The sequence below is a fragment of the Hoylesella timonensis S9-PR14 genome (genome assembly GCF_000762405.1).
GTDB classification, from domain to species: Bacteria; Bacteroidota; Bacteroidia; order Bacteroidales; family Bacteroidaceae; genus Prevotella; species Prevotella timonensis_A.
In genome coordinates, this window is the sequence record NZ_JRPQ01000080.1 from 1 (window position 1) to 23066 (window position 23066).

Sequence of the window (23066 nt, forward strand, 5' to 3'; positions counted from 1 at the left end):
TGCCTATTGATTTTTTCTATTTTGAAGATTTTAGATGGCCGTTTTTTGGTAAAATAATAGGACAAAAGCAACGTATGCCGTGACCAAGAATGATAGGAATGCAATGCCTTATCTTCACGACATAGCTGCATGACTTACATCGGAGAACTGCATTCGTTGGCAACTCATTCTGTTACTGACTTATGCGTTGTACCATCTATCTGAATCAGGTGGGGTTAGTGGATGTATCGACTCACGAAATTGCGTACTAATGCTGAATATTCTTTGCGATGATCTTGATAGCTCTCTGCATGTTTTGACCCCTTCCCTATCCATAGCTGTTTGGGGGCTGGCTTCGCCTTGTAAAGCGGATAGACCATCTTCGTTTGAACATAAGAATCCTTGTCACCGTGGATAAAAAGCATCGGTTTATGACACTTTGCAACTTGCCGAAGTGGTGAAGCCTCTTGGAACGACCATCCGTCTCTTAATTTATTCAGGAAGCTGGCAGTGTACAATAAGGGGAAAGCAGGTAGCCCAAATTGCACTTTCAGTTCGTTCTCGAACTCGTCCCACACACTGGTGTAACCACAATCTTCTACGAAACACTTGACATAGTCGGGTGTACGCTCCCCCGAGACACACATAGTAAGAGCTGCGCCCATGGAGATACCATGCACTACTTGCTGGCTATGCCCGAGCGAATCGCTAAACAAAGAGTCGGCAATCGCCATCCATCGCAGCACGTCCTTCCGTTCCTTCCAACCCATTTGAATGCGTTTTCCTTCGCTTTGTCCGTGGGCATGATGATCAGGAAGTAACACGTTGTAGCCCATCTTTGCATAGATGTAGGCTATCATCATCATATTGGCATGCGTATCTGTATAGCCATGCAACAAAATTGCCGTCTTGCGACTGGGTTGAGGGGCATAGGCAAACACGCCAAAATGCTGTTCTCCGTTTTGCATAGTCACCACTGTGTCATGAAGCAGATGATGTGTTAACAGACTATCCAACCATGGTTTGATTTCTGGATGGGTGTTCATCACATGCGCATACCGTGTTTTTTCATCCATTTGAAAGTGAGTCGGGCGTCCCAACGAATACTCCAGCATGTAAAAACTGCCGCCAACAAGTGCCAAAGGCACTATGATAGCGATAATGAGGAGACTAATTTTCAACCATTTCTTCATTTCTTTCCGTCTTGAATTGTTCATTTGATGTGTTGATAGTGGAAAATCAAAGATAAGCAAAATAAACAAGATGCACAACGATACCACTAACAGGAGACTCCGTTTTTGCATTTATTAGCACATGATAAGATGGCAAATTAAGGGTTTTCGTTTTGCCATACACCTGATTTACTGTAACTTTGCAAAAATTATGAGTACTAAAGCAATAAGAAATTTAGAGTACAATCCAGCTGGATTGACTGATGTACAAATTGCAGAGAGCAGACAACGACATGGCGAGAACGTATTAACGCCACCTCCAAATACATCTCTTTGGAAATTGTACTTGGATAAATACCGCGACCCTATCATTCAAATTCTTTTGGTAGCAGCAGCCATTTCCTTAGTGTTATCTCTTATTGAAAAAGATTTTATTGAGACCATAGGTATCTTTGTTGCTATCTTTTTTGCCACGACCGTAGGCTTTTATTTTGAGCGGGATGCAGCTAAAAAGTTCAATATCCTTAATGCATTAAATGAAGAGTCACCAGTGAAGGTGCGTCGCCATGGGCATGTGATAGAGATTCCACGACGAGAAGTTGTGGTGGGAGATATTATGATTATCGAAGTGGGTGATGAAATTCCTGCCGACGGACTGCTTCTGAAAGCTGTCGATCTTCACATCGACGAGTCTTCTCTCACGGGCGAGCCTATTTGCTCAAAGGTAGTTTTGCCAGAGGGAACGCACGATGAGGGCAACAAAACTTATCCACGAAACATGATTCTGCGTAGTTCCATGGTCATGAATGGGCGCGGAACAGCCGTTGTAACTGCTGTAGGAGATGAGACAGAGATAGGAAAAGTGGCTCGCAACTCGACAGAAACCACTGATACCAAGACGCCACTCAACAAGCAATTGGATAAGTTGGCTAAACTGATATCAAAAGTGGGTTCGACTGTAGCGATAATGGCATTCATCATTTTCCTTGTTCACGATATCATGGTGAATGATGTCGTTTGGCAAGGACACGATTATTTCAGAATGGCTGAAGTGGTATTGAAATACTTCATGATGGCTGTCACGCTCATTGTGATGGCTGTTCCTGAAGGTTTACCAATGGCAGTAACTTTGAGTTTAGCACTCAATATGCGTAGAATGCTCAAGAGTAACAATCTTGTAAGAAAGCTCCATGCTTGTGAAACGATGGGAGCTGTAACCGTGATATGTACGGATAAGACAGGAACGCTGACCGAAAACAAAATGACAGTCATGGAGATGAAAGGATTAATGCCACTGACTGTATCTCTCCATGATGAATTATTATCCCAAGCAATAGCACTCAATACCACGGCAGAACTTACTGACGACAGTGGAATTGGAAATCCCACAGAAGTCGCACTGTTGATGTGGTTGAGCAAACAGGGCGTTTCTTATCAGACCATACGCGAACAAATAGAGGTCATAGCGCAGTTGCCTTTCTCCACAGAAAACAAGTTTATGGCAACGGTTGCCAAACTTAATGGGCAGCCTTATCTGTTTGTGAAGGGAGCACCCGAAATCGTGATGAGCTTTTGTGCATTGAGTTCCGAAGAACAAGCGCAGCTACAAAGCATGCTGTTGGACTATCAACAGAAAGCAATGCGAACTTTGGCGTTTGCTTACAAACCCCTGAGAGCACCTGTACTCTCGAAAGATGAGCTAAAGGAGGTATTACATGATCTTCTGTTTCAGACGGTGGCAGCGATTAGTGACCCAATACGTGAGGACGTTCCCTTGGCAGTGAAGCAATGCCAGAATGCAGGAATAGAGGTTAAAATTGTAACAGGCGATACCGAAGCCACTACTGTAGAAGTAGCCCGTCAGATTGGAATTTGGAAGGATGAGACGGCACAAAAGGATTCAATCTCTGGTCCACAATGGAGCGCCATGTCCGATGAAGAGGCTTATGAATATGCCCCAAGATTGAAAGTGATGTCGAGAGCCCGTCCCAGTGACAAGCAACGATTGGTAGAAATGTTGCAGAAAAGGGGCGAGGTAGTTGCTGTTACCGGAGATGGCACCAACGATGCGCCAGCTTTGCATTATGCCCATGTTGGTCTTTCGTTAGGTTCGGGAACCAGTGTTGCAAAAGAAGCCAGTGATATGACGTTGCTGGATGATTCGTTTGGTTCTATTGCGCATGCCGTGATGTGGGGACGCTCGCTGTATAAGAACATTCAGCGTTTCTTATTCTTCCAATTGGTGGTCAATGTTACCGCTTTGTTATTGGTGCTTGGTGGCTCCTTTGTGGGAGTAGAAATGCCACTTACGGTCACTCAAATTTTATGGGTCAACCTTCTTATGGATACCTTTACTGCCATGGCTCTCGCCTCTTTGCCGCCTTCGAGAGATGTGATGAAGGACAAACCTCGCAAGAATTCTGACTTCATCATTAACAAAGAGATGAGGAAAGGAATCTTATTTTGCGGTGTCGTCTTCTTCGCCATTATGTTTGCAATGTTGATTTATTGTGAGCGTAGAGGTTCTGAAGGAGTAGATATTCGCGAGTTAACCATCTTCTTTACCACTTTCGTGATGATTCAACTATGGAACTTATTTAATGCAAAGACGTTAGGAACGAATCATACCGCTTTTCGTTATCTTTGGAAAGACAGAGGTTTGCTCTTGGTTTTGTTCATGGTTATCTTTGGACAATGGCTTATCGTTACGTTTGGCGGTAAGATGTTCCGCACCGTTCCGCTGTCCTTTCATGAGTGGGTTCTCGTTATTGGGGCTACTTCCATGGTTCTGTGGACTGGGGAGTTGTGGCGATGGATGCGAAGAATAAAAGCAAAAAAAGCATGAAACAGCAAGTAAAGAATATCATATTTGATTTGGGCGGTGTGCTTGTGGGCTTGGACAAACATCGCTGTATCAGTGCCTTTGAACAAATAGGTGCGAAGGCTGTCGCCGAATATGTGCGAGATCATCGTACTGCAGACTTGTTCTATGATATAGAAGTAGGACAAATGACCACCGCAGACTTCTGTAAAGAGGTGCGTACCATGGCTGGCTGCAACGCCAGTGATGAAGAGATTGTGTGGGCATGGAACCAATTATTAACGGGCATTCCAGAGGTGAAGAAGAAACGTCTCTTGGCACTGAAACCGTCTTATCGTTTATTTTTGCTCAGCAATACGAATGAAATGCATTGGAAGAAATGCGTGACAGACGATTTTACAGACGCACACATGACCGAAAACAGTTATTTTGAGCAAATCTTCTTGTCGTACAAAATGAACATAGCCAAACCGAATCGGCAGATTTTTGAACGCGTATTGAACGCTGCAGGTATTCAGGCGGCTGAGACATTATTTATAGACGACTCTTTGACGAATTGCCAGTCGGCTGCCCAATTAGGCATTCAAGTGTTTCATGAAACTACAGGCAATGATTGGCTAAATAAACAAGAATGGGATGAAGACAATCTTTTTGGATGAACATACACACATTGATGAACCATGTGTTGCTACCATTGGATTCTTTGATGGGGTGCATCGAGGACATCAATACTTGATACACAAGGTGGTGGAAAAGGCAAAACAAGCTGGCATGCCATCGGTGGTGGTGACCTTTGATCAGCATCCACGTGCGGTGTTGCAAAAAGATTACGTCCCAGAATTGTTAACAACCAATGAACAAAAGTTTGACCTTTTGGCTCGTACAGCGGTAGACTGTGTTGTTGTTCTTCATTTCACACCTACTATGGCTGCATTGACAGCACAGGAGTTTATGACTCATATTTTGCATCATCAATTGAAAGTCCGTGCTTTATTCATCGGCTACGACCACCAATTTGGATATCATCGCAGAGAGGGATTTGCAGATTATGTGCGCTATGGACAACAGTTAGGCATGGAAGTGATAAGGAATGACGCCTATGTAGACGACGAAGAGGGGAAACAGGTGAGCTCTTCCATTATCCGAAAGTTGATACGCGAAGGTGAACTCCCATTGGCAAATCGATGCTTGGGTTATCCCTACACCCTGACTTCTAACGTGATAGGGGGTTTTCAAGAAGGGCGAAAGTTGGGCTTTCCCACTGCAAATTTGGATATAGAGCAAATCACTCAACTCCTTCCTGCACAAGGGGTGTATGCGGTTCAAGCACAGATAGATAAGACAGGTGCATGGTATCGTGGAATGACAAGCATTGGGACGCGTCCTACCTTTCATGGAACTTCTTTATCCATCGAAACAAACTTGTTGGATAACTACCATGCCAATATTTATCAACACCAGCTTTCAATTGCTTTTTATAAGCGTTTGCGTGAAGAAAAGTGTTTCAGTCGGGTGGACGATTTACGGCAGCAACTGGTGCAAGATGCTGAAAATGTGAATATGTTTTTTAATCAGTTGAACGAATAAATGAAAACAATTTTTAGAACAGTCCTCGATGTTGTTTGGTACTTAGTGCTGTTTGTCTTGATACAGTTCATGGCGATGAAAGTAGTGAATTTAGGCACACTGCTCGTTCATGGCATGGACTTTCAAGAAGCCTTGCGATATGCAGCTAAACATGCGATGCTGAGTACAACAACTATTATTTTGTCTTCGGGACTTTCAAGTGCATTGACCATGCTTATCTTTGGTGGATTTAAGTGGGTTCCTCTGTCTCGTTCATACGTTCAGAGTCGACCTTGGGGGACGTTATTTTGGGTGGGTTTGCTGTCTCTTGGCACGTTAATTCCTTCCACATGGATGATAGAACAATTGGAAATAGATGTCCCTTCGGGTGTTGAACGCATGTTAATGGCTTTGTTGGGTAGTCCTTGGGGCTATCTTGTTGTTGGAGTGCTTACCCCCATTGCAGAGGAAATAGTGTTTCGAGGAGCCATTTTAAGGACTTTAAGGAAATCGTTTCACCAAACAACTGCTTGGATTCCAATTGCCCTTTCGGCATTGATATTTGGATTGGCACATGGCAATTTCGCCCAATTTCCTCATGCTTTCCTCATGGGATTGTTGTTAGGATGGATGTATGTTCGTACCAATAGCATCATCCCTGGAGTCGTTTTCCATTGCATCAATAATTCTTCAGTATTTATTTTGTATAACGTGTTGCCACAAACAGCGAATCTTCGGCTGGTTGAAATCTTTGGCGGAAGCCAACGGGCAGTATGGTTGAGTTTGCTTTTCTCGCTATGTATCTTCCTGCCGTCATTGTTTCAGTTGCAAAGAAGACTGCATCCTGCTGAAGAAAAGCTAAAATAGCGAAACGCCACCCACTGGTGGCGTTTCTTTTCTTACATTAGTATGTTATGAAAAATTTGAGAGAATGTTGAAACTTCACAGTTTCGTTTTTGTTTTACTAAACATTATTTATTCTTGAGAAAGCATAGAAATTATCTTATTTTATCATGGGCGTTGGCTGAATCTCCGAAGGCAGTATGCTACTCTGTTGCATGGTATCGGTTTTCGAAGAATCACCAATAGCGACAGAAACCCCTTGCTGCACTTGTTCTACTCCAGCTGTATTTGTACCCGCAGAGCCATTGCTTGTCATGAAAGGCACTTGTAACGCATTGCTTAGCGTCAGGATAATGGCTACTACAGCCGCTGCCTTAAAGAGAGGCATAAGCCGTTCGCTCAGTTTTATCGTGCGTGCCTTCACCGTCACTGGCTCGTCTATCATGGAAATAATCTTTGCATCAAAGTCGCTTCCCAAGGCGTCTTGAGAGGCTTCTTGATGTGCATACACAAACAAGGCTCTGTACTTTTCAAGTTCGGCGGGAACCTCCTTCTGACTAAAGAACGTGCGAAGAATCTCTTCCTCTTCAAGGGAAGTCTCGCAAACCCAATAGCGTTCTAAAAGTTGTTTGATATATTTATAATCCATAATTGTCGTATCTTTTGAATCGTTCTTTTACCGTTTGTCTGGCTCTGAAGATGTTTATTTTCACTTGTTCTTCGCTGATGTCCAGTATCTCGGCAATTTCTTTGTAGGCTTTTCCTTCAAAATCTCTGAGCTGCATACAGCTTCTTTGCTTCTCAGGCAGCGCATTCACGATATTTCTCACTAATTCTATGCGGTCACGTTGCAGCGTTTTTTCGAAAGGATTGGATGAGTGGTCTGAAGTTTCTACTGGTCTTTCTTCCAACGATTCAGCGAGATGTCCATGCCTTTTCACACAGTCAAGTGCCAAGTTTCGGCATATTGTGAGACTAAAAGCTTCGATGGAATCTATCTCTTCCCAGCTGTCTCGCCTGTTCCAAACCTTTATCAGCGTCTCTTGAACAATGTCTTCTGCCTCTTCGTGACTAAGCGTAATGCGTAGTGCAAGCCGATAAAGCACATTTTTGAGTGGTAAGACGTCGTTCCGAAAACTGATATTTTTCATCCTTGCCTCTATTTATATGACGATTGAGGTGTATGTAAGTTACAACGTAATCTTCTTTTAACTTTTATTAAAAGATAATTCTTCCAATTACAAGCATTTGTCATAGGTGGCATGAGGTGTTGTGGATGTTCTTCAACCCTTACCTCATTTCTGTTCCCCCTGCCTTGCTTATTCAAGATAAGTATAGCCGTAAAGACCAGAGCGATAATTATTTAAGAACTCTTTTCCTTCGTCTAACGAAATCTTTCCTTGCTTGACACTCTTTGTCACCCAAGTTTCTAATTGCCTTACCAATTTCTTTGGGTTGTATTGCACATAGTCAAGCACTTCCTCAACAGTCTCACCATCAATGATTTGGTCTATTTTGTATTTGCCATCCTTCACGGAGATGTGCACAGCATTGGTATCCCCAAAGAGATTGTGTAAATCGCCTAAAATCTCTTGATAGGCTCCTACGAGGAACACACCTAAATAATAGGGTTCATGATTTTTCAACGTATGGACAGGCAAGACATGTGAGATATTGCGATTGGTCACAAAATTTGCAATCTTTCCATCGCTATCACAGGTGATATCTTGTAAGGTTGCGTTGCGTGTAGGTCGTTCGTTCAGTCGCTGAATAGGCAATATAGGGAAGAGCTGGTCTATCGCCCAACTGTCTGGGAGTGACTGGAATAAGGAAAAGTTACAAAAGTATTTATCTGCCAAAGTCTTGTCCAAATTCCTCAATTCATCAGGGACATGCTTGAGCGACTTAGCCATCATGTTTATTTCATGGCAGATACTCCAATAAATACTCTCTATCTCCGCCCGTGTACGAAGGTCGACAATGCCGTGCGTGAACAGGTCAAGAGATTCTTCGCGAATTTGTTCTGCATCATGCCAGTCTTCCATAATGTTGCGCGAATTCAAATTATCCCATATATCATAGAGGTCTTTCACCAACTGATGATCATTCTCTTCGGGTTCAAACTCCTCAGGCATTTGAGGCAAACTGGCGGTTTCCAACACATCAATAATAAGCACCGAGTGGTGCGCAGAAAGCGACCTGCCACTCTCGGTGATAAGGTTCGGATGCGGAATCTCGTTTTTATCGGCTGCCTCTACAAAGGTGTAAATACAGTCGTTGACATATTCTTGAATAGAATAGTTGACCGAACTCTCACTGTTTGAGGAACGTGTACCGTCGTAGTCCACACCCAATCCTCCACCACAGTCTACAAAGTCAACGGGATAACCCATTTTATGCAGATTGATGTAATATTGCGCCGCCTCACGCAGAGCCGTCTGAATGCGGCGTATCTTGGTGATTTGCGACCCGATGTGGAAATGAATCAAGTGAAGACAGTCTTTGAGACCTTTCTCCTCCAGCATTTTTAATGCCAGTAAAAGTTCTGAAGAATTCAAACCAAACTTGGAAGCATCGCCACCGCTTTCTGCCCATTTCCCCGAACCCGATGAAGCCAATTTGATGCGAATACCGATATTAGGACGTACTCCTATCTTCTTAGCAGCTTTGGCAATGATGTCTAATTCGTTGAGTTTTTCAATAACGATGAAAATGCGTTTGCCCATTTTCTGTGCCAAGAGTGCCAGCTCAATGTAGTTCTGGTCTTTATAACCATTGCAGATAATCAGAGAGTCGCTTTGACATTGAACCGCTATGACGGCATGAAGTTCAGGCTTACTGCCCGCTTCCAGTCCCAAATTGAATTTCTGTCCATGAGAGATAATCTCCTCAACAACAGGCTGCATTTGGTTCACCTTGATGGGGTAGATAATGAAATTCTGTCCTGTATAATTGTATTCCTTGGATGCTTGTTCAAAACAACTGGCTGTCTTTTCTATTCGGTTGTCCAAGATGTCGGGGAAACGCAATAGTACGGGTGCGCTCACATCACGTAATGCCAGTTCGTCCATCACGTCTCTAAGGTCTATCTCCGTGTTGTCTTTGCAAGGTGTTACATAGGCATTTCCCTTTTCGTTGATGCCAAAATAAGAAACGCCCCATCCATTGATGTTATATAGTTCTTTTGAATCTTCTATTGTCCACTTTTTCATTGTTTCTGAAATGTTCTGTTTTTAGAGGTTGAGAAGTGCTCTCAATTGTGTTACTGCTAATTTAATTTTTTCGTATTGATCCAGTAATGTCACGTCAAAGGTGTACTGTGCCTGTTGATAATAAATTTCTCTTTCACGGAGTTGGCTTTGGATATAGGCCTTCACCTCATCCGCTGTCTTGTTGAGTAGCAAGGGTCTGACGTTCCTGCCCATGTTCAAATGTTTGTAGAGTACATCGGTGCAGGCTTTCAGATATACCGTTTTGCCCTGCCTGTTCAAGTAGTCCATGTTGTCAAAGAAGCAGGGTGTGCCACCTCCGCAGCTGAAAATAACATTCTCAAATTCGGCAACTTCGTGCAGCATTTCATGCTCTATTTTCCGAAATCCCTCTTCCCCTCGCTCTTCAAAGAGTTGTGATATCGTCTTTCGCATCCTGCTTTCTATGTACCAATCAAGGTCGTAAAAGGGCATTCCCGTTGCTTTAGACATGGCTTTTCCTATCGTTGTCTTTCCTGCCCCCATGTAGCCAAGGATGATAATACGATTCATCATGTCTTGAGACTCTTTATTTTCGACTCCGAGTTGACTTCTTTACGGGCGTATTTTGGATAATCTCCATACACTGTTCGTAGGAAATATCCGCAGCTTTGTCGTGCCATATTTTGGGCAGTCGGTAGTTCTTTCCGTCATAGGCGATGTATGGACCGTATCTACCATTGAGCACTTCCATCTTCTCGTCTTGTTCAAAGGATTTGATGTGACGTTCCTTCTCCTGCTGTCTTTTTTGTTCTATCAGCTCAATCGCTGTCTCTAAGCTTACTTTCAAGGGGTTTTCAGTCTTGGGAAGGGATACATATTTTTTGTTGTGAAGCACGTATGGACCAAACCTACCCGCCCCTATCACGACGTCAGAGCCTTCAAACTGTCCTACCGTACGAGGCAGTTGAAAGAGTTTCAGCGCCTCTTTCAAGGTGATGGTTGCCATACTTTTATCCGCTGGAAGCTGTGAAAATTTGGGTTTCTCGTCATCTTCAGCCGTCCCGATTTGTACCACTGGACCAAATCTTCCTATCTTCACAAATACTGGTTTCCCACTCTCAGGGTCAATCCCTATTTCTCGTTCACCAGCTTTGTGCTCGCTCCGGGCATTCATTACTTCTTCTACAACGGGTTCAAAATCTTTGTAGAACACTTTCATCATCTTTAGCCACGAAGCCTTTCCTTCGGCAATTTCGTCGAACTTCTCTTCTACATTGGCGGTGAAGTTATAGTCCATGATAGCTGGGAAATTGTCTATTAAGAAGTCGTTCACTACAGTTCCTATGTCAGTAGGCAGGAGTTTTCCCTTCTCATTGCCCACCACTTCTGTTTTCTCCTTTGACGTGATGTGGTCATTCTTCAAGGTGTCTATGGTGTAGGTCCGCTCATCGCCTTTCTTGTCTCCTTTTTGCACATATTCTCGTTGCTGGATAGTGCTAATGGTGGGTGCATAAGTAGAAGGGCGTCCAATGCCCAACTCCTCTAATTTCTTCACCAGACTGGCTTCCGTGTAGCGAATAGGACTTTGGGAGTAACGCTCGGTTGACGTGATTTCATGTCGCAGCAAGCGATCGCCTTCGGTGAGGACGGGCAGGGTGTGGGAGGTATCTTCTTGATTTGTCTCATCCTCATCGCTTGATTCGCGATAAGCTTTGATGAAACCATCAAACTTAATATTCTCCACATTTGCAACAAACTGCTCTGTCACACCACTGACCTCAATGTTCACGGTCGTCTTTTCAATCTGGGCATCTGCCATTTGGCTGGCTGCCGTACGCTTCCAGATGAGGTCGTAGAGTCTACGCTCTTGCGAGGTGCCTTCTATCTCGTGCTGGCTCATGTAGGTAGGGCGAATGGCTTCGTGCGCTTCTTGTGCGCCTTTCGAGTGTGTCTGATATTTACGAGGCTTACTGTATTCCTTGCCATAAGCCTTTATGATTTCGTCTTTGCTGGTATTGATAGCGAGCGATGACAGGTTGACGCTGTCGGTACGCATGTAGGTAATCAGTCCGCTTTCGTACAGATGTTGCGCTATCATCATGGTTTGTCCCACTGTAAATCCCAACTTTCGTGCTGCCTCTTGTTGCAGTGTGGAGGTGGTAAAGGGAGGGGCTGGTGTGCGTTTGAGGGGCTTGCGTGCAATGCTGCCCACTGTGAACTGTGCGTCTTTGCATTTTTCTAAGAAAGCAAGTGCTTCTTCGTGGGTAGGGAAACGCTTGTCTAATTCGGCTTTCACCTCCGCTGTTCCCTCTGCATTTGCGATATTGAAAGTTGCATTGATGCGGTAGTAAGGCTCGCTTTTGAAGGCTTGTATCTCTCGTTCACGCTCTACAATGAGTCGTACAGCCACGCTCTGCACACGTCCTGCCGAGAGGGCTGGCTTGACTTTTCGCCAAAGAACGGGCGACAGACGGAAGCCTACCAAGCGGTCGAGTACACGCCTTGCTTGTTGCGCATTGACCAAATCCATGTTGAGATGGCGTGGATTTTGAATGGCATCTAAAATGGCGGGCTTGGTGATTTCGTGAAAAACAATGCGATTTGTTTTTTCTTCATCCAAACCAAGTACCTCGCACAGGTGCCAAGATATGGCTTCTCCCTCACGGTCTTCATCGGATGCGAGCCATATATGTTTGGCGTCCTTGGCGTTTTTCTTCAGTTCGCTGACTAATTTTTTCTTCTCCTCTGGGATTTCATATTTTGGCTCTAAAGTTTTTGGATCAATGCTCAACTCTTTCTTCTTCAAGTCGCGAATATGACCATAGGAGGACATTACCTTATAGTCTTTGCCCAAAAACTTCTCAATTGTTTTTGCTTTTGCAGGGCTCTCTACAATTACTAAATTCTCTTGCATTGCTGTTGAATCGTCTTGTTATTTGGCGGCAAAAGTAAACAAAACTTTCTTTATACCTTTTATATATAGAATATTTTGGCGGGTTTTTAAGGTTTTTAAGATGTGTTTGCTTAAATTATAAATCAGAATGCCTTTTTATTGGGGTAAAATTTCATCAAAATAACTGTCAAAAAACTTTACAGTTGTGACGATATTTTTGGGGAAATTTCAACCGAAGAGGACAGAAATAATTGTTTTGGCAAGCATGCACACCAAATCTATAACATACAGATTATCAACAAGATGAACACCTTTTGAAGCTTCACTCAATGCATGATGTAAGTTGTCTCTATTTGCTAAGATTATTGAAGCATGGAGATAAGGGCCTTAACCCATGGAGATAAGGCGGTTATCTACATGGGTTAAGGGCATTAACTCATGCAGATAATAACGGTATGTAAAAATGTTTACAATTATCGGGGTAAGTGATGGTCTAAAAATCGACGGAGACCTTCACGTATGGAACGTAATCCAAACTCTTCGGTATGGATATCCTCTGGTGCCATCCAAAGTGTTTCGCCTGCATCATCACCAGCGGTCAGGGTTGAGGTGTCGGCTACTTCGCAAAGGAAAAACATGTCCAAGGTAGGGATGTCTAAACCGCTATAGCGGTATTTATTGGGTAAACTGAAGAGGTATGTGGCTTTTGTAACGTCAAGGTTGGTCTCTTCTTTCACCTCTCTTATTACTCCTTCCTCGCCCGTTTCATTTGCATCGGTGAACCCACCAGGCAAGTCGTAAGTTCCTTTCGCGGGTTCTTTGAGGCGGCGCTCTATCAAGATTTCACCTTCCTTATTCATGATGAATGCCACGTTTGCCGCACTTGGATTCAGATAATATTCAAAGTGACAATTCTCGCACTGCTTGCTTTTCTCGTTCTTAATCACAAAATGCTGACTTCCGCAGACGGGACAGAACTGAAATTTTTCTAATAAGTGTATCATTGTAGTATGTGATGGATAATGTCTGTTTTATCGTTTCCTCTCTATGGTTGATGGGACTGGAATCCTCTCTTTATAGATTTGAACTCCTGCGTATTGACACTTACAAAGATACTAAAATTTATTGATTCGGCAAATCCTATTCACTTTCCTTTTTCCCAACCATCTGAGTCATCAATGAAACATGGATAAAAGAGGTATAATGGGCATCTGACGAACGAAAAGAAAATGTAAATTTAGCAAAATAGGTTAATATTTGTTTTTTTTGTGTGAACTTTATTTAATTACTGTATATTTGTAGGCAATAAGGAAAACTATAAACCAAGATTGTTAAACCTATAAAATTAATCGTATTTATGGCAACATTTAGGACAATAATGCTAATGGCATTGACATTATCCTCCGCCAGTCTTTCGTATGCTGATACGTCTGTTACCCCCATGGTGACAGCGGCTCAGCAGCAGACTACGTGTAAGGGTAATATTATGGATACGAATGGCGACCCTATTATTGGGGCGTCTATCGTAGTGAGTGGACAAAAGAAAGCCACAATCAGCGATATGGAGGGTAACTTTACGCTGCCAGATGTGGCAACGGGAACCACGCTCACCATTTCGTATGTGGGCTACAAAACCCAAACGGTGGTGTGGAATGGGAAAGACCTTTCTATCACACTGCATGAGGATGCCGAAAGTCTGGAGGACGTAGTGGTTGTGGGCTATGGTACTCAGAAGAAGGTAAACCTTACAGGAGCCGTCTCTGTAGTGAGCAAGAAGACATTAGAGTCGCGCGCCGTTACCAGTGTAGCACAGGCATTGCAAGGTGCTGTACCGGGACTGAACTTCACCGTGGGCAACGGTGGAGGCTCATTGGACCGCCGTATGTCTATGAACATCCGTGGTACGGGTACCATCGGTGAAGGTTCTAACGCATCACCACTGGTGCTGATTGATGGTACCGAAGGCGACTTGTACTCGCTGGCACCCAACGACATTGAGAGTATCTCTGTACTGAAGGATGCCTCAGCAAGTGCTATTTACGGTTCACGTGCAGCCTTTGGTGTTATCTTGGTGACAACCAAGAGCGGTAAGGACGGGCGAGCAAGTATTTCGTACAACGGCAATATGCGTTTCTCAACGGCTACGCAAGTGCCAGAGATGCCCAACTCGTACGACTTCGCACGCTATTGGAACGACGCTGCTGCCAACAATGGTGAGGGTGCACCGTTCAACGAAGAAATCATGAAGAAGATCCATGACAACATCAACGGCACACTCAAGGAAGAAGATAAGGGTCTTACCAAGTGGAGTGGTTATGCCGCTAACGAACCATGGGCGATGTACACTGGTTCTTGGGCAAACACCGACTGGTTCAAGGAAATGTACAAGAGCAATGTTCCCTCACAAGAGCATAACGTTTCTATTAGCGGTGGTGTGAAGAACATCAACTACTATGTAAGTGGTACATGGCTTAATCAGCACGGATTGATACGCCACGGTAAGGATGTACTCAACAAGTACAACTTTACAACGAAGGTGAACGCTGACGTCACCAAGTGGCTCTCCATCTCGTACAGCAACAAGTGGAACCGCGAGGCATTCAGTCGTCCATCTTACATGACGGGACTTTTCTTCCATAACATCGCACGCCGTTGGCCTACCAATCCTGTCTATGACCCACACGGACACTATGTGCATGGCAATGAGATTATCCAGATGGAAGATGGCGGATTGGACAAATCCACCACAGACAAGCTGTTCCAGCAACTGGTGTTTGAGTTCAAGCCACTCGCTGGCTGGAAGATTCGTTTGGAGGGTAACTACAACACCACCAACTATCACAACCACTGGGACGTGCTACCTATCTACTATCACGACCCACAGGAACTGCTCACCCCTGCTGCATGGAGTGATGGCTACAAGGCGGGAAAGTCGGACGTGAGTGATGGCATGAGCCGTACCAATTACTTCAACGGTCGTTTCTACACCGAGTATGCGTTTACGCTCAACGAAAAACATGACCTGAAGTTGTTGGGAGGCTTGGATATGGAGTCAAATCTGTACACCACATTGTCGGCATCGCGTGCCGACCTCATCACACCGTTGGTGCCTACGCTCAACAATGCCACTCATAAGGACGTACGTCCTGGCTTTGGCAACACCCAATGGGCAACCATGGGTATGTTTGCTCGTGTGAACTATGCTTATGATTCTCGCTACTTGGCTGAGTTCTCTATCCGCCGCGACGGTTCTTCCCGTTTCATCGGTGATAAGACATGGGCTACTTTCCCTTCATTCTCTTTGGGTTGGAACATGGCACGCGAGGCATTCTTCAAGCCACTTACCAATACAGTGCAGACCTTGAAGTTGCGTGGCTCGTGGGGTACATTGGGTAACACCAACATCAAAGCACTATATCCATGGTTCCTTAGTCAACCAGTAAAGGTGACAGATTCAAGCTGGCTTATCAATGGACAGAAGCAGACTGTTGCGAGCGTGCCAGGATTGGTATCACCAAATCTGACATGGGAAACCATACGTTCTTGGAACGTGGGATTAGACTTCGGCATGTTCAACAACAGATTGCAAGGTAACTTCGACTACTTTGTCCGCAACACAAGCGACATGGTAGGTCCCGCTCCAGCAACCCCTTCTATCTTGGGTGCAAAGCAACCTAAAGAAAACAACAGTAACTTGCGCACCAACGGCTGGGAACTGGAAGTAAGATGGCGTGACCATATCGGTGATTTCAACTATGGAGTGAAGTTAGTAATGTCGGACGACATACAAACCATTACACGCTTCTACAATCCTAACCGCCTGCTGTTTAAGGATAACAAAGTACAATGGTGTGAAGGTCAGAAGATGGGTGACATTTGGGGATATCAAGTAGAGGGCATCGCACAGTCGGACAAAGAGATGAACGACTGGCTTGCTAACAACAAACCATCATGGGGCTCAAAGTGGGCTGCCGGTGATGTGATGTACAAAGACTTGAATGGCGATAAGAAAGTAAACAACGGTGAGAACACCTACGATAACACTGGCGACATGACCGTTATCGGTAATTCAATGCCACGCTATCGCTTTGGTATTACCGTGGACGCAGCGTGGAAAGGATTTGACTTCTTGCTCTTCTTACAAGGTGTAGGCAAGCGCGACTTCTGGGACGCTTCTCCTTACAGCACTGGTGCTAACCACGGCATGTGGCAGGCAGCCGCCTTCAAAGAGCATTTGGACTACTGGCGTCCAGCAGATGATAAGAACTTCGGTCCTAATCCTGGTGCCTTCTATCCACGTCCTCTCTTCGGTAATGGAGGAAAGAACTTCGAAGCCAGCGACCGCTACTTGCAGAATGCAGCTTACATGCGCATTAAGAACATTCAGTTGGGTTATACCTTACCTGTTGGATTGACAAGCGCATGGGGACTTAACAGAGTTCGCTTCTATATCTCTGCAGAGAACCTGTACACATTCACTAAAATGAATAAAATCTTCGATCCAGAGGCAACAGGTGGTGACTGGGGACCAGGAAAGATTTACCCTCTGCAAAGGGTTTTGTCTTTTGGTTTGAATCTTAACTTTTAATAATTGGAAATTATGAAATACGATATAAAAAATATTTTAAGAGGAGGAATGGTCCTGGCATGTACCAGCTTGATGCTGACAGCGTGCAACGACTTCTTAGACAGGGCACCTCTGGACCAAGTGTCTCCTGGCGATTATTACAAAAACGCTGACCAATTGGGTACGTTTACATGGAATTATTATAAAGACATCTTCCCCAACAACATTGGTTGGTGGGCAGGTGTAGCCACTTACGACAACGGAACCGACAACCAAGCTACGTCCAACGGCAATGCGGGTATGTTCTTGCAAGACCAGTGGAAAGTGCCAACATCGGGAGGTATCGGCTTTAACGCCATTCGCGATGTTAACAAGTTCATCAACGAACAGGAAGCTAAGATAAAGGCAGGAGCCATTGAAGGTGACAAAAAGCAAATCAACCAATATATGGGCGAAGCTTACTTCATCAGAGCCATGCTTTATTTCAGTAAACTGAAAAGCTTTGGCGACTTCCCTATCGTTCTGAAAGAACTGAACATTGATGCCGACTTGGCAGAAGCAAGCAAGCGCATGCCTCGTAACTTGGTGGCACGCCAAATTTTGTCTGATATGGACAAAGCCATCTCACAATTGCAGGAAAAGCCTGTCAATGGTGGAAAGCTGCGCATCAACAAGTATGCTGCATTGGCAGTGAAATCGAGAATGGCTCTTTACGAGGGAACATTTGAGAAGTATCACAGAGGTACTGGACGTGTGCCTGGTGATGCTAACTGGCCTGGAAAGAACATGCCTTGGAACAAAGACTTCAAGATTAATCAACAAGAAGAGGTAGATTTCTTCTTGACTCAAGCCATGGATGCTGCTAAACAGGTATCCGATGCTATTGGACTTCCTACCGCAAACAGTCATCAGATGAATCCTACCAAGAAGAGTGAATATGGAGGATGGAATCCTTATTACGACATGTTTGCTTCTTCTGACCTGAACAAATATCCAGAAGTACTGATGTGGAGACAGTTCAATTCGGACATTGGTGTGGCACACCTTACATCCAACAAATTGCGAACAGGCTCACAGACGGGATGGACAAGAGGTTTGGTAGAGTCGTTCTTGATGAAGAACGGTCTGCCTATCTATGCTCAAGGCTCTGGATATCAGGGTGACAAGTCGATTGACTTGGCTAAGACCAATAGAGACGAGCGCTTGCAACTCTTTGTATTTGGTGAATCGGACGTACTGGCTACAGACCCAAACAGCATCGCAGTGTATAATGCAGAAGCGAAGAAGAAAAAACTTCCAGAAGTAGACCTTGTTAAGTTGGGCATTGCCAATATCGTTACAGATAATGCCGAGAGCAAGGATAACACAGGCTACAGACAGCGCAAATTCTACAACTACGACCCTGCCATGCAGTTGGGACAGACCTTCTCGGATGTTTCAGGACAGATATTGGTACGCGTAGAAGAAGCAATGCTTAACTATATCGAGGCTTCTTACGAGAAGACTGGTGGTATTGATGCAACTGCACGCAAGTATTGGACACAATTGCGCGAACGTGCTGGCATTACAGCCTCTATTGAGACAACCATCGATGCTACTGACATGAGCCGCGAAGCAAACGTAAAGACGGCTTCGTATGACTGGGGTGCATTCTCTACAGGTAAGCCTATCAACGCCACACTGTATTCTATCAGACGTGAACGTAGAAGCGAGTTGGCTGGTGAAGGTTATCGCATGGACGACCTCATTCGTTGGTGTGCACTTGACCAGGTAAAGAACTACCAAATAGAAGGTGTGAACTTCTGGGACGAGATGTATAAGAATAAGGTATTTGAGTATACAGATAAAGACGACAAGGGCAATGAAGTGACGAAGAACTATATCGTTGCTGATGGTGGCGACAAGGCTACCATGTCCTCTAAGGACCTTACGAAATACTATCGTCCTTACCAGATGAACAAGAAATACAACCTGTACAATGGATACACATTCTATCAGGCTCACTACTTGTCACCATTCTCGGTTCAGGAAATGAAACTCTGCTCACCCGATGGTTCTGTGGCAAATACATATCTCTATCAGAATATTTATTGGCCAACAACAGCCAACGGAGAGGCTGAAAAGTAAAAATTGAAAATTGATAGATAACTCTTGAATATGGGAGGCAGTTGATCAACATCGGTCACTGCCTCCCATTTTTTTGTATTGTTACGAGAAATAACCAACCATATGCCCGTTGTTTATTTTGTATTGATAAAAAGATATGCCGCATTAATAATCTACAATTTTGTTAAATAGATATAATTAAACAGGCTGGTTTGTACCTTTTCTTTGCACTTTACAGTTAAATATGTATTTTTGCAGACCGATTATTTCGGGGATGAACTTAGAGTCCCCTGTGCGGTCGTGTTAATAGTAATGCTTTTGGCCGAGTGTTACGGTTAGTGAATCGCCCGTGCAAGTGAGAAAAAAAATGTTTTTTAGTAGTAAAATTTAAAAGTTTAATGGACACTTTAAGTTATAAGACTATTTCCGTTAATAAGGAAACAGCACAGAAAGAGTGGGTCGTAGTAGATGCAAGCGATCAAATCGTTGGTCGTTTTTGCTCTAAAGTAGCAAAATTGCTACGTGGAAAGTACAAGCCATCTTTCACCCCTCATGTAGATTGTGGTGACAATGTCATCATCATCAACGCAGAGAAGATTAAGTTCTCTGGTAAAAAAGAAACAGACAAGCTATACACACGTTATACTGGTTATCCAGGCGGACAGCGCTTCAATACCCCTGCAGATCTTCGTACTCGTAAGAATGGTGTAGAGAAGATTGTTCGTCATGCCGTGAAAGGTATGTTACCAAAGGGTTCCTTGGGTCGCTCTTTGTTAAAGAACCTGTATGTTTTTGAAGGAGCTGAGCATGATAAAGCAGCTCAGCAGCCAAAGGCAATTGATATTAACCAGTATAAATAATAAGTAAAATGGAAATAATCAACGCAATAGGTCGCCGCAAGAGCGCAGTTGCTCGTGTTTACCTCACTGAAGGTACCGGCAAAATTACGATTAACAAAAAAGACATTGAGACATATTTCCCATCAGCTATTTTGCGTTATGTGGTTAAGCAGCCATTGACGACACTTGAGGTTGAAGGCAAATATGATATTAAGGTAAATCTTGATGGTGGCGGCTTTACAGGTCAGAGCCAAGCTCTCCGTTTGGCAATTGCACGCGCCTTGGTAAAGATTAATGCCGATGATAAGAGTGCTTTGAAAGCACAAGGCTTCTTGACTCGTGACAGTCGTTCTGTAGAACGTAAGAAACCAGGTCAGCCAAAAGCTCGTCGTCGCTTCCAGTTCAGTAAGCGTTAATTGAGGAGAGTAGTAGACAAGGTGACGAGTGGACAAGGGGACGAGGTGATACTTATACACTTGAAAGCTATTAACTCGCAAACTTGTAAACTTGTAAACTGTTCACTTGTAAACTTGTAAACTGATCACTTGTAAACTTGTAAACTGTTCACTCGTAAACTAGTAAACTATTCACTCGTCAACTGAGCATCCGTTTAGTATCTAAATCCTCGAGATTTCCCATGCGTGGCGAACTACTCGAAGATTGGTTCTAATCAACTAAAAAGAAAGTAAACAATTAAAAAAAGAAAAAATGTCAAGAACAAACTTTGACCAATTATTACAGGCTGGTAGTCATTTTGGACACCTTCGCCGCAAGTGGAATCCTGCAATGGCTCCTTATATCTTTATGGAGCGTAATGGTATTCATATCATCGACTTAAACAAAACCGTAGCAAAAGTTGACGAAGCTGCAGAAGCTTTGAAACAAATTGCTAAGTCTGGAAAGAAGATTTTGTTTGTCGCTACTAAAAAACAAGCTAAGGACATTGTAGCTGAGAAGGCTGCATCTGTTAACATGCCATACGTTATTGAGCGTTGGGCTGGTGGTATGCTCACCAACTTCCCTACCATTCGTAAGGCTGTGAAGAAAATGGCAAACATTGATAAGTTGATGAACGATGGTACTTTCGCAAACATCTCAAAGCGCGAATTGCTGCAAGTAACACGCCAGCGTGCTAAGTTAGAAAAGAACTTAGGTTCTATTGCCGACCTGACACGTTTGCCTTCAGCACTTTTCGTTGTTGACGTAATGAAAGAGCATATCGCTGTTAAGGAAGCAAACCGCTTGGGTATTCCTGTTTTTGCTATCGTAGATACCAATTCAGATCCTAAGAATATTGACTTTGTCATTCCTGCTAATGACGATGCGAAAGATTCTATTGATGTCATTCTAACAGCTTGCTGCCAAGCAATTGCCGAAGGATTGGAAGAGCGTAAGGCAGAAAAAGCAGACGAGAAGGCTGCAGCAGAGCAAAGCGAAGAAGTAGCTGAGGCTAAGCCAAAGCGAGCACGTAGAGCTCGTAAAGAAGCAGAAGAAACCGTAGAGACTTCTACCGAAGTTGCTGATGAAAAAGCAGAAACAGAAGAAAAAGAAGAAGTTGAAGTGAAAGCAGAAGAGGAAACTCCAGCTGCTGAATAATTGTATGAACAGAGGAGAATAGAGAATGATGGTATTTAACAAGAATATGCCAAAAATTTTCTTTATTTTTCTCTGCTCTTTTTTATATAACAATACATATTAACCCCTATAAATAAGAAATAAGATTATGGCTGTTAACATTGCTGATATACAGAAACTACGTAAGATGACAGGTGCTGGTTTGGCTGATTGTAAAAAGGCTTTGACCGAAGCAGAAGGAAATATGGACAGAGCTGTAGAGCTTGTTCGTGAGCGCGGATTAGCCATTGCAGCAAAACGTTCTGATCGCGAGACATCCAACGGTTGCGTACTCGTTAAGAAGTCGAATGACTTTGCCGCAATGATTGCACTGAAGTGCGAAACTGATTTCGTGGCTAACGGTAAGGAATTCATTGAGTGCACCGAGCAAATTCTTGATGCTGCGATTGCTGCCAAAGCAAAGAACATCGAAGAGATATTGGGTTTGACCCTTGCTGACGGTAAAGACGTAGCAACGACGGTTAAACTTCGCTCTGGTATCACTGGTGAGAAAATGGAACTCGACGGTTACCTCTTCATCGAAGGTGCAAATGTGGAAGTTTATAACCACATGAACAAAAATATCCTTTGCACCATGGTTCAGACCAACAAACCAGCAGAAGAGCAGGGACACAACATTGCTATGCAGGTAGCTGCAATGAATCCTGTAGCACTGAATGAGGAAAGTGTTACACAAGAGGTGAAAGATGCCGAGTACAAAGTGGCTCTTGAAAAGACAAAAGAGGAACAGGTAGAAAAAGCTGTGACCAATGCGCTGAAGAAGGCTGGCTTCAATGTTTATATCTCAGAAAGCGAAGATCACCTGGAAGAAGGCATTCGCAAGGGTGAAATCACAGAAGCACAAGCTGACGAAATCAGAAAGCTGAAGAAGGAAGTTGCTGAAGAGAAATTAGCAAATTTGAACGAGCAAATGATTCAAAATATTGCTAAAGGTCGTATGAACAAGTTCTTTAAGGAGAGCTGTCTCTTGAATCAAGAATATATTCAAGATAGCAAACTGACCGTTGCAGACTATCTGAAGCAGACCGACAAAGAGCTCACAGCAGTGAACTTTAAGCGTTTTAGTTTGCGTGCAGACTAAACATCGTATCGTATTGAACTATCAATAAACCGCATAGAGCCAGTGAGGAGATTTTCTTTACTGGCTTTTTTCTTGCCTATTTGGTACCTGCCTGCTGGGCTGTTTGGTTCCCACACAAAGTGTAGCCACTTGAGAGATTGACATTTTCATCTTAGACTAATGAGCGTAGCTCTTACACATCAGTAAAAATGGGACTAACATTCCTCCTCCCTTTTCGTTGATTGAACAATGCTTTTTGCACAAAGCGCACTACTCACCAAACAGCATTTGTAACATTGGAGATACGCTGTATTCAACGATAATAAATGCTGAATTTTATTTACAAAGTGCCTCTCATAACTCGCGTGTAAATCACCAACAGCAAAGTTGGTCG

General features: G+C 43.7%; 17 protein-coding genes. 10 read left to right on the top strand and 7 right to left on the bottom strand.

What is annotated here, in order from left to right:
- Positions 1 to 215 precede the first annotated feature (215 nt).
- Positions 216 to 1172 carry an alpha/beta hydrolase gene (locus tag HMPREF9304_RS05485; RefSeq protein WP_036927226.1) on the bottom strand — a complete coding sequence of 319 codons (957 nt, stop codon included), beginning with the start codon at positions 1170 to 1172 and terminating at the stop codon, positions 216 to 218.
- Between the two features lie 190 nt (positions 1173 to 1362).
- Here HMPREF9304_RS05485 and HMPREF9304_RS05490 point away from each other — a divergent pair, with 190 nt between their 5' ends.
- From HMPREF9304_RS05490 to HMPREF9304_RS05505, 4 genes are read left to right on the top strand one after another with little or no spacing between them, the layout of a single operon-like run.
- Complete coding sequence (locus HMPREF9304_RS05490) at positions 1363 to 3996, top strand: calcium-translocating P-type ATPase, PMCA-type (protein ID WP_036927228.1); 2634 nt, start codon at positions 1363 to 1365, stop codon at positions 3994 to 3996.
- Positions 3993 to 4631 (top strand): HAD family hydrolase, encoded by a 639-nt coding sequence (locus tag HMPREF9304_RS05495; protein WP_156104771.1) that lies wholly within the window; start codon positions 3993 to 3995, stop codon positions 4629 to 4631. Before HMPREF9304_RS05490 ends, HMPREF9304_RS05495 begins: the two co-directional genes overlap by 4 nt.
- Entirely contained in the window at positions 4609 to 5559 is a 951-nt protein-coding gene (locus HMPREF9304_RS05500) for a bifunctional riboflavin kinase/FAD synthetase (protein WP_036927207.1), read from the top strand. The genes HMPREF9304_RS05495 and HMPREF9304_RS05500 overlap by 23 nt, the downstream gene beginning before the upstream one ends.
- Positions 5560 to 6405, top strand: a complete 846-nt coding sequence (locus HMPREF9304_RS05505) for a CPBP family intramembrane glutamic endopeptidase (protein WP_036927209.1) — start codon at positions 5560 to 5562, stop codon at positions 6403 to 6405.
- A 136-nt stretch (positions 6406 to 6541) separates the two neighbouring features.
- On the opposite strand, the gene HMPREF9304_RS05510 is transcribed toward HMPREF9304_RS05505, so the two are convergent.
- The 6 genes from HMPREF9304_RS05510 to HMPREF9304_RS05535 all read right to left on the bottom strand — a co-directional run bounded on the left by HMPREF9304_RS05510 (position 6542) and on the right by HMPREF9304_RS05535 (position 13466).
- Positions 6542 to 7030 carry a PG0215 family putative anti-sigma factor gene (locus tag HMPREF9304_RS05510; protein WP_036927211.1) on the bottom strand — a complete coding sequence of 163 codons (489 nt, stop codon included), beginning with the start codon at positions 7028 to 7030 and terminating at the stop codon, positions 6542 to 6544.
- Positions 7020 to 7532, bottom strand: a complete 513-nt coding sequence (locus HMPREF9304_RS05515) for a GFO_1088 family ECF-type sigma factor (RefSeq protein WP_036927212.1) — start codon at positions 7530 to 7532, stop codon at positions 7020 to 7022. Before HMPREF9304_RS05515 ends, HMPREF9304_RS05510 begins: the two co-directional genes overlap by 11 nt.
- Before the next feature lie 168 nt (positions 7533 to 7700).
- Positions 7701 to 9593, bottom strand: a complete 1893-nt coding sequence (gene speA, locus HMPREF9304_RS05520) for a biosynthetic arginine decarboxylase (protein WP_025072027.1) — start codon at positions 9591 to 9593, stop codon at positions 7701 to 7703.
- Positions 9594 to 9614: 21 nt separating this feature from the next.
- Positions 9615 to 10142: a shikimate kinase gene (locus tag HMPREF9304_RS05525; RefSeq protein ID WP_036927232.1), complete on the bottom strand. Its 528-nt coding sequence runs from the start codon at positions 10140 to 10142 to the stop codon at positions 9615 to 9617.
- 16 nt (positions 10143 to 10158) lie between these two features.
- Positions 10159 to 12486 (bottom strand): type I DNA topoisomerase, encoded by a 2328-nt coding sequence (topA, locus tag HMPREF9304_RS05530; protein ID WP_036927214.1) that lies wholly within the window; start codon positions 12484 to 12486, stop codon positions 10159 to 10161.
- 452 nt (positions 12487 to 12938) lie between these two features.
- Entirely contained in the window at positions 12939 to 13466 is a 528-nt protein-coding gene (locus tag HMPREF9304_RS05535; protein WP_036927234.1) for an NUDIX domain-containing protein, read from the bottom strand.
- A 356-nt stretch (positions 13467 to 13822) separates the two neighbouring features.
- Here HMPREF9304_RS05535 and HMPREF9304_RS05540 point away from each other — a divergent pair, with 356 nt between their 5' ends.
- From HMPREF9304_RS05540 to tsf, 6 genes are all read left to right on the top strand, one after another.
- A complete protein-coding gene (locus HMPREF9304_RS05540) occupies positions 13823 to 17053 on the top strand; it encodes a SusC/RagA family TonB-linked outer membrane protein (RefSeq protein ID WP_036927216.1) in 3231 nt (1076 codons plus the stop codon).
- 12 nt (positions 17054 to 17065) lie between these two features.
- Positions 17066 to 19159 (top strand): RagB/SusD family nutrient uptake outer membrane protein, encoded by a 2094-nt coding sequence (locus tag HMPREF9304_RS05545; protein ID WP_036927218.1) that lies wholly within the window; start codon positions 17066 to 17068, stop codon positions 19157 to 19159.
- Positions 19160 to 19536: 377 nt separating this feature from the next.
- Positions 19537 to 19998 (top strand): 50S ribosomal protein L13, encoded by a 462-nt coding sequence (gene rplM, locus HMPREF9304_RS05550; RefSeq protein WP_036927220.1) that lies wholly within the window; start codon positions 19537 to 19539, stop codon positions 19996 to 19998.
- Positions 19999 to 20006: 8 nt separating this feature from the next.
- Positions 20007 to 20393, top strand: coding sequence for a 30S ribosomal protein S9 (gene rpsI / locus HMPREF9304_RS05555; protein WP_028900955.1), 387 nt, complete (start codon positions 20007 to 20009; stop codon positions 20391 to 20393).
- A 292-nt stretch (positions 20394 to 20685) separates the two neighbouring features.
- The gene (gene rpsB, locus HMPREF9304_RS05560; protein WP_036927222.1) at positions 20686 to 21573 is read left to right on the top strand and encodes a 30S ribosomal protein S2; all 888 of its coding nucleotides are present in this window, start codon (positions 20686 to 20688) and stop codon (positions 21571 to 21573) included.
- Between the two features lie 127 nt (positions 21574 to 21700).
- Entirely contained in the window at positions 21701 to 22693 is a 993-nt protein-coding gene (tsf, locus tag HMPREF9304_RS05565) for a translation elongation factor Ts (RefSeq protein WP_036927224.1), read from the top strand.
- Positions 22694 to 23066: the final 373 nt, after the last annotated feature.

Bases quoted from the DNA above. Each gene is read 5' to 3' on its own strand.
- HMPREF9304_RS05515 (WP_036927212.1), bottom strand. From the start codon at position 7,532: ATGAAAAATATCAGTTTTCGGAACGACGTCTTACCACTCAAAAATGTG.
- HMPREF9304_RS05495 (WP_156104771.1), top strand. From the start codon at position 3,993: ATGAAACAGCAAGTAAAGAATATCATATTTGATTTGGGCGGTGTGCTT.
- HMPREF9304_RS05485 (WP_036927226.1), bottom strand. From the start codon at position 1,172: ATGAAGAAATGGTTGAAAATTAGTCTCCTCATTATCGCTATCATAGTG.
- HMPREF9304_RS05505 (WP_036927209.1), top strand. From the start codon at position 5,560: ATGAAAACAATTTTTAGAACAGTCCTCGATGTTGTTTGGTACTTAGTG.
- tsf (WP_036927224.1), top strand. From the start codon at position 21,701: ATGGCTGTTAACATTGCTGATATACAGAAACTACGTAAGATGACAGGT.
- HMPREF9304_RS05540 (WP_036927216.1), top strand. From the start codon at position 13,823: ATGGCAACATTTAGGACAATAATGCTAATGGCATTGACATTATCCTCC.
- rplM (WP_036927220.1), top strand. From the start codon at position 19,537: ATGGACACTTTAAGTTATAAGACTATTTCCGTTAATAAGGAAACAGCA.
- HMPREF9304_RS05490 (WP_036927228.1), top strand. From the start codon at position 1,363: ATGAGTACTAAAGCAATAAGAAATTTAGAGTACAATCCAGCTGGATTG.
- HMPREF9304_RS05545 (WP_036927218.1), top strand. From the start codon at position 17,066: ATGAAATACGATATAAAAAATATTTTAAGAGGAGGAATGGTCCTGGCA.
- HMPREF9304_RS05510 (WP_036927211.1), bottom strand. From the start codon at position 7,030: ATGGATTATAAATATATCAAACAACTTTTAGAACGCTATTGGGTTTGC.
- topA (WP_036927214.1), bottom strand. From the start codon at position 12,486: ATGCAAGAGAATTTAGTAATTGTAGAGAGCCCTGCAAAAGCAAAAACA.
- HMPREF9304_RS05500 (WP_036927207.1), top strand. From the start codon at position 4,609: ATGAAGACAATCTTTTTGGATGAACATACACACATTGATGAACCATGT.
- rpsB (WP_036927222.1), top strand. From the start codon at position 20,686: ATGTCAAGAACAAACTTTGACCAATTATTACAGGCTGGTAGTCATTTT.
- speA (WP_025072027.1), bottom strand. From the start codon at position 9,593: ATGAAAAAGTGGACAATAGAAGATTCAAAAGAACTATATAACATCAAT.
- HMPREF9304_RS05525 (WP_036927232.1), bottom strand. From the start codon at position 10,142: ATGAATCGTATTATCATCCTTGGCTACATGGGGGCAGGAAAGACAACG.
- rpsI (WP_028900955.1), top strand. From the start codon at position 20,007: ATGGAAATAATCAACGCAATAGGTCGCCGCAAGAGCGCAGTTGCTCGT.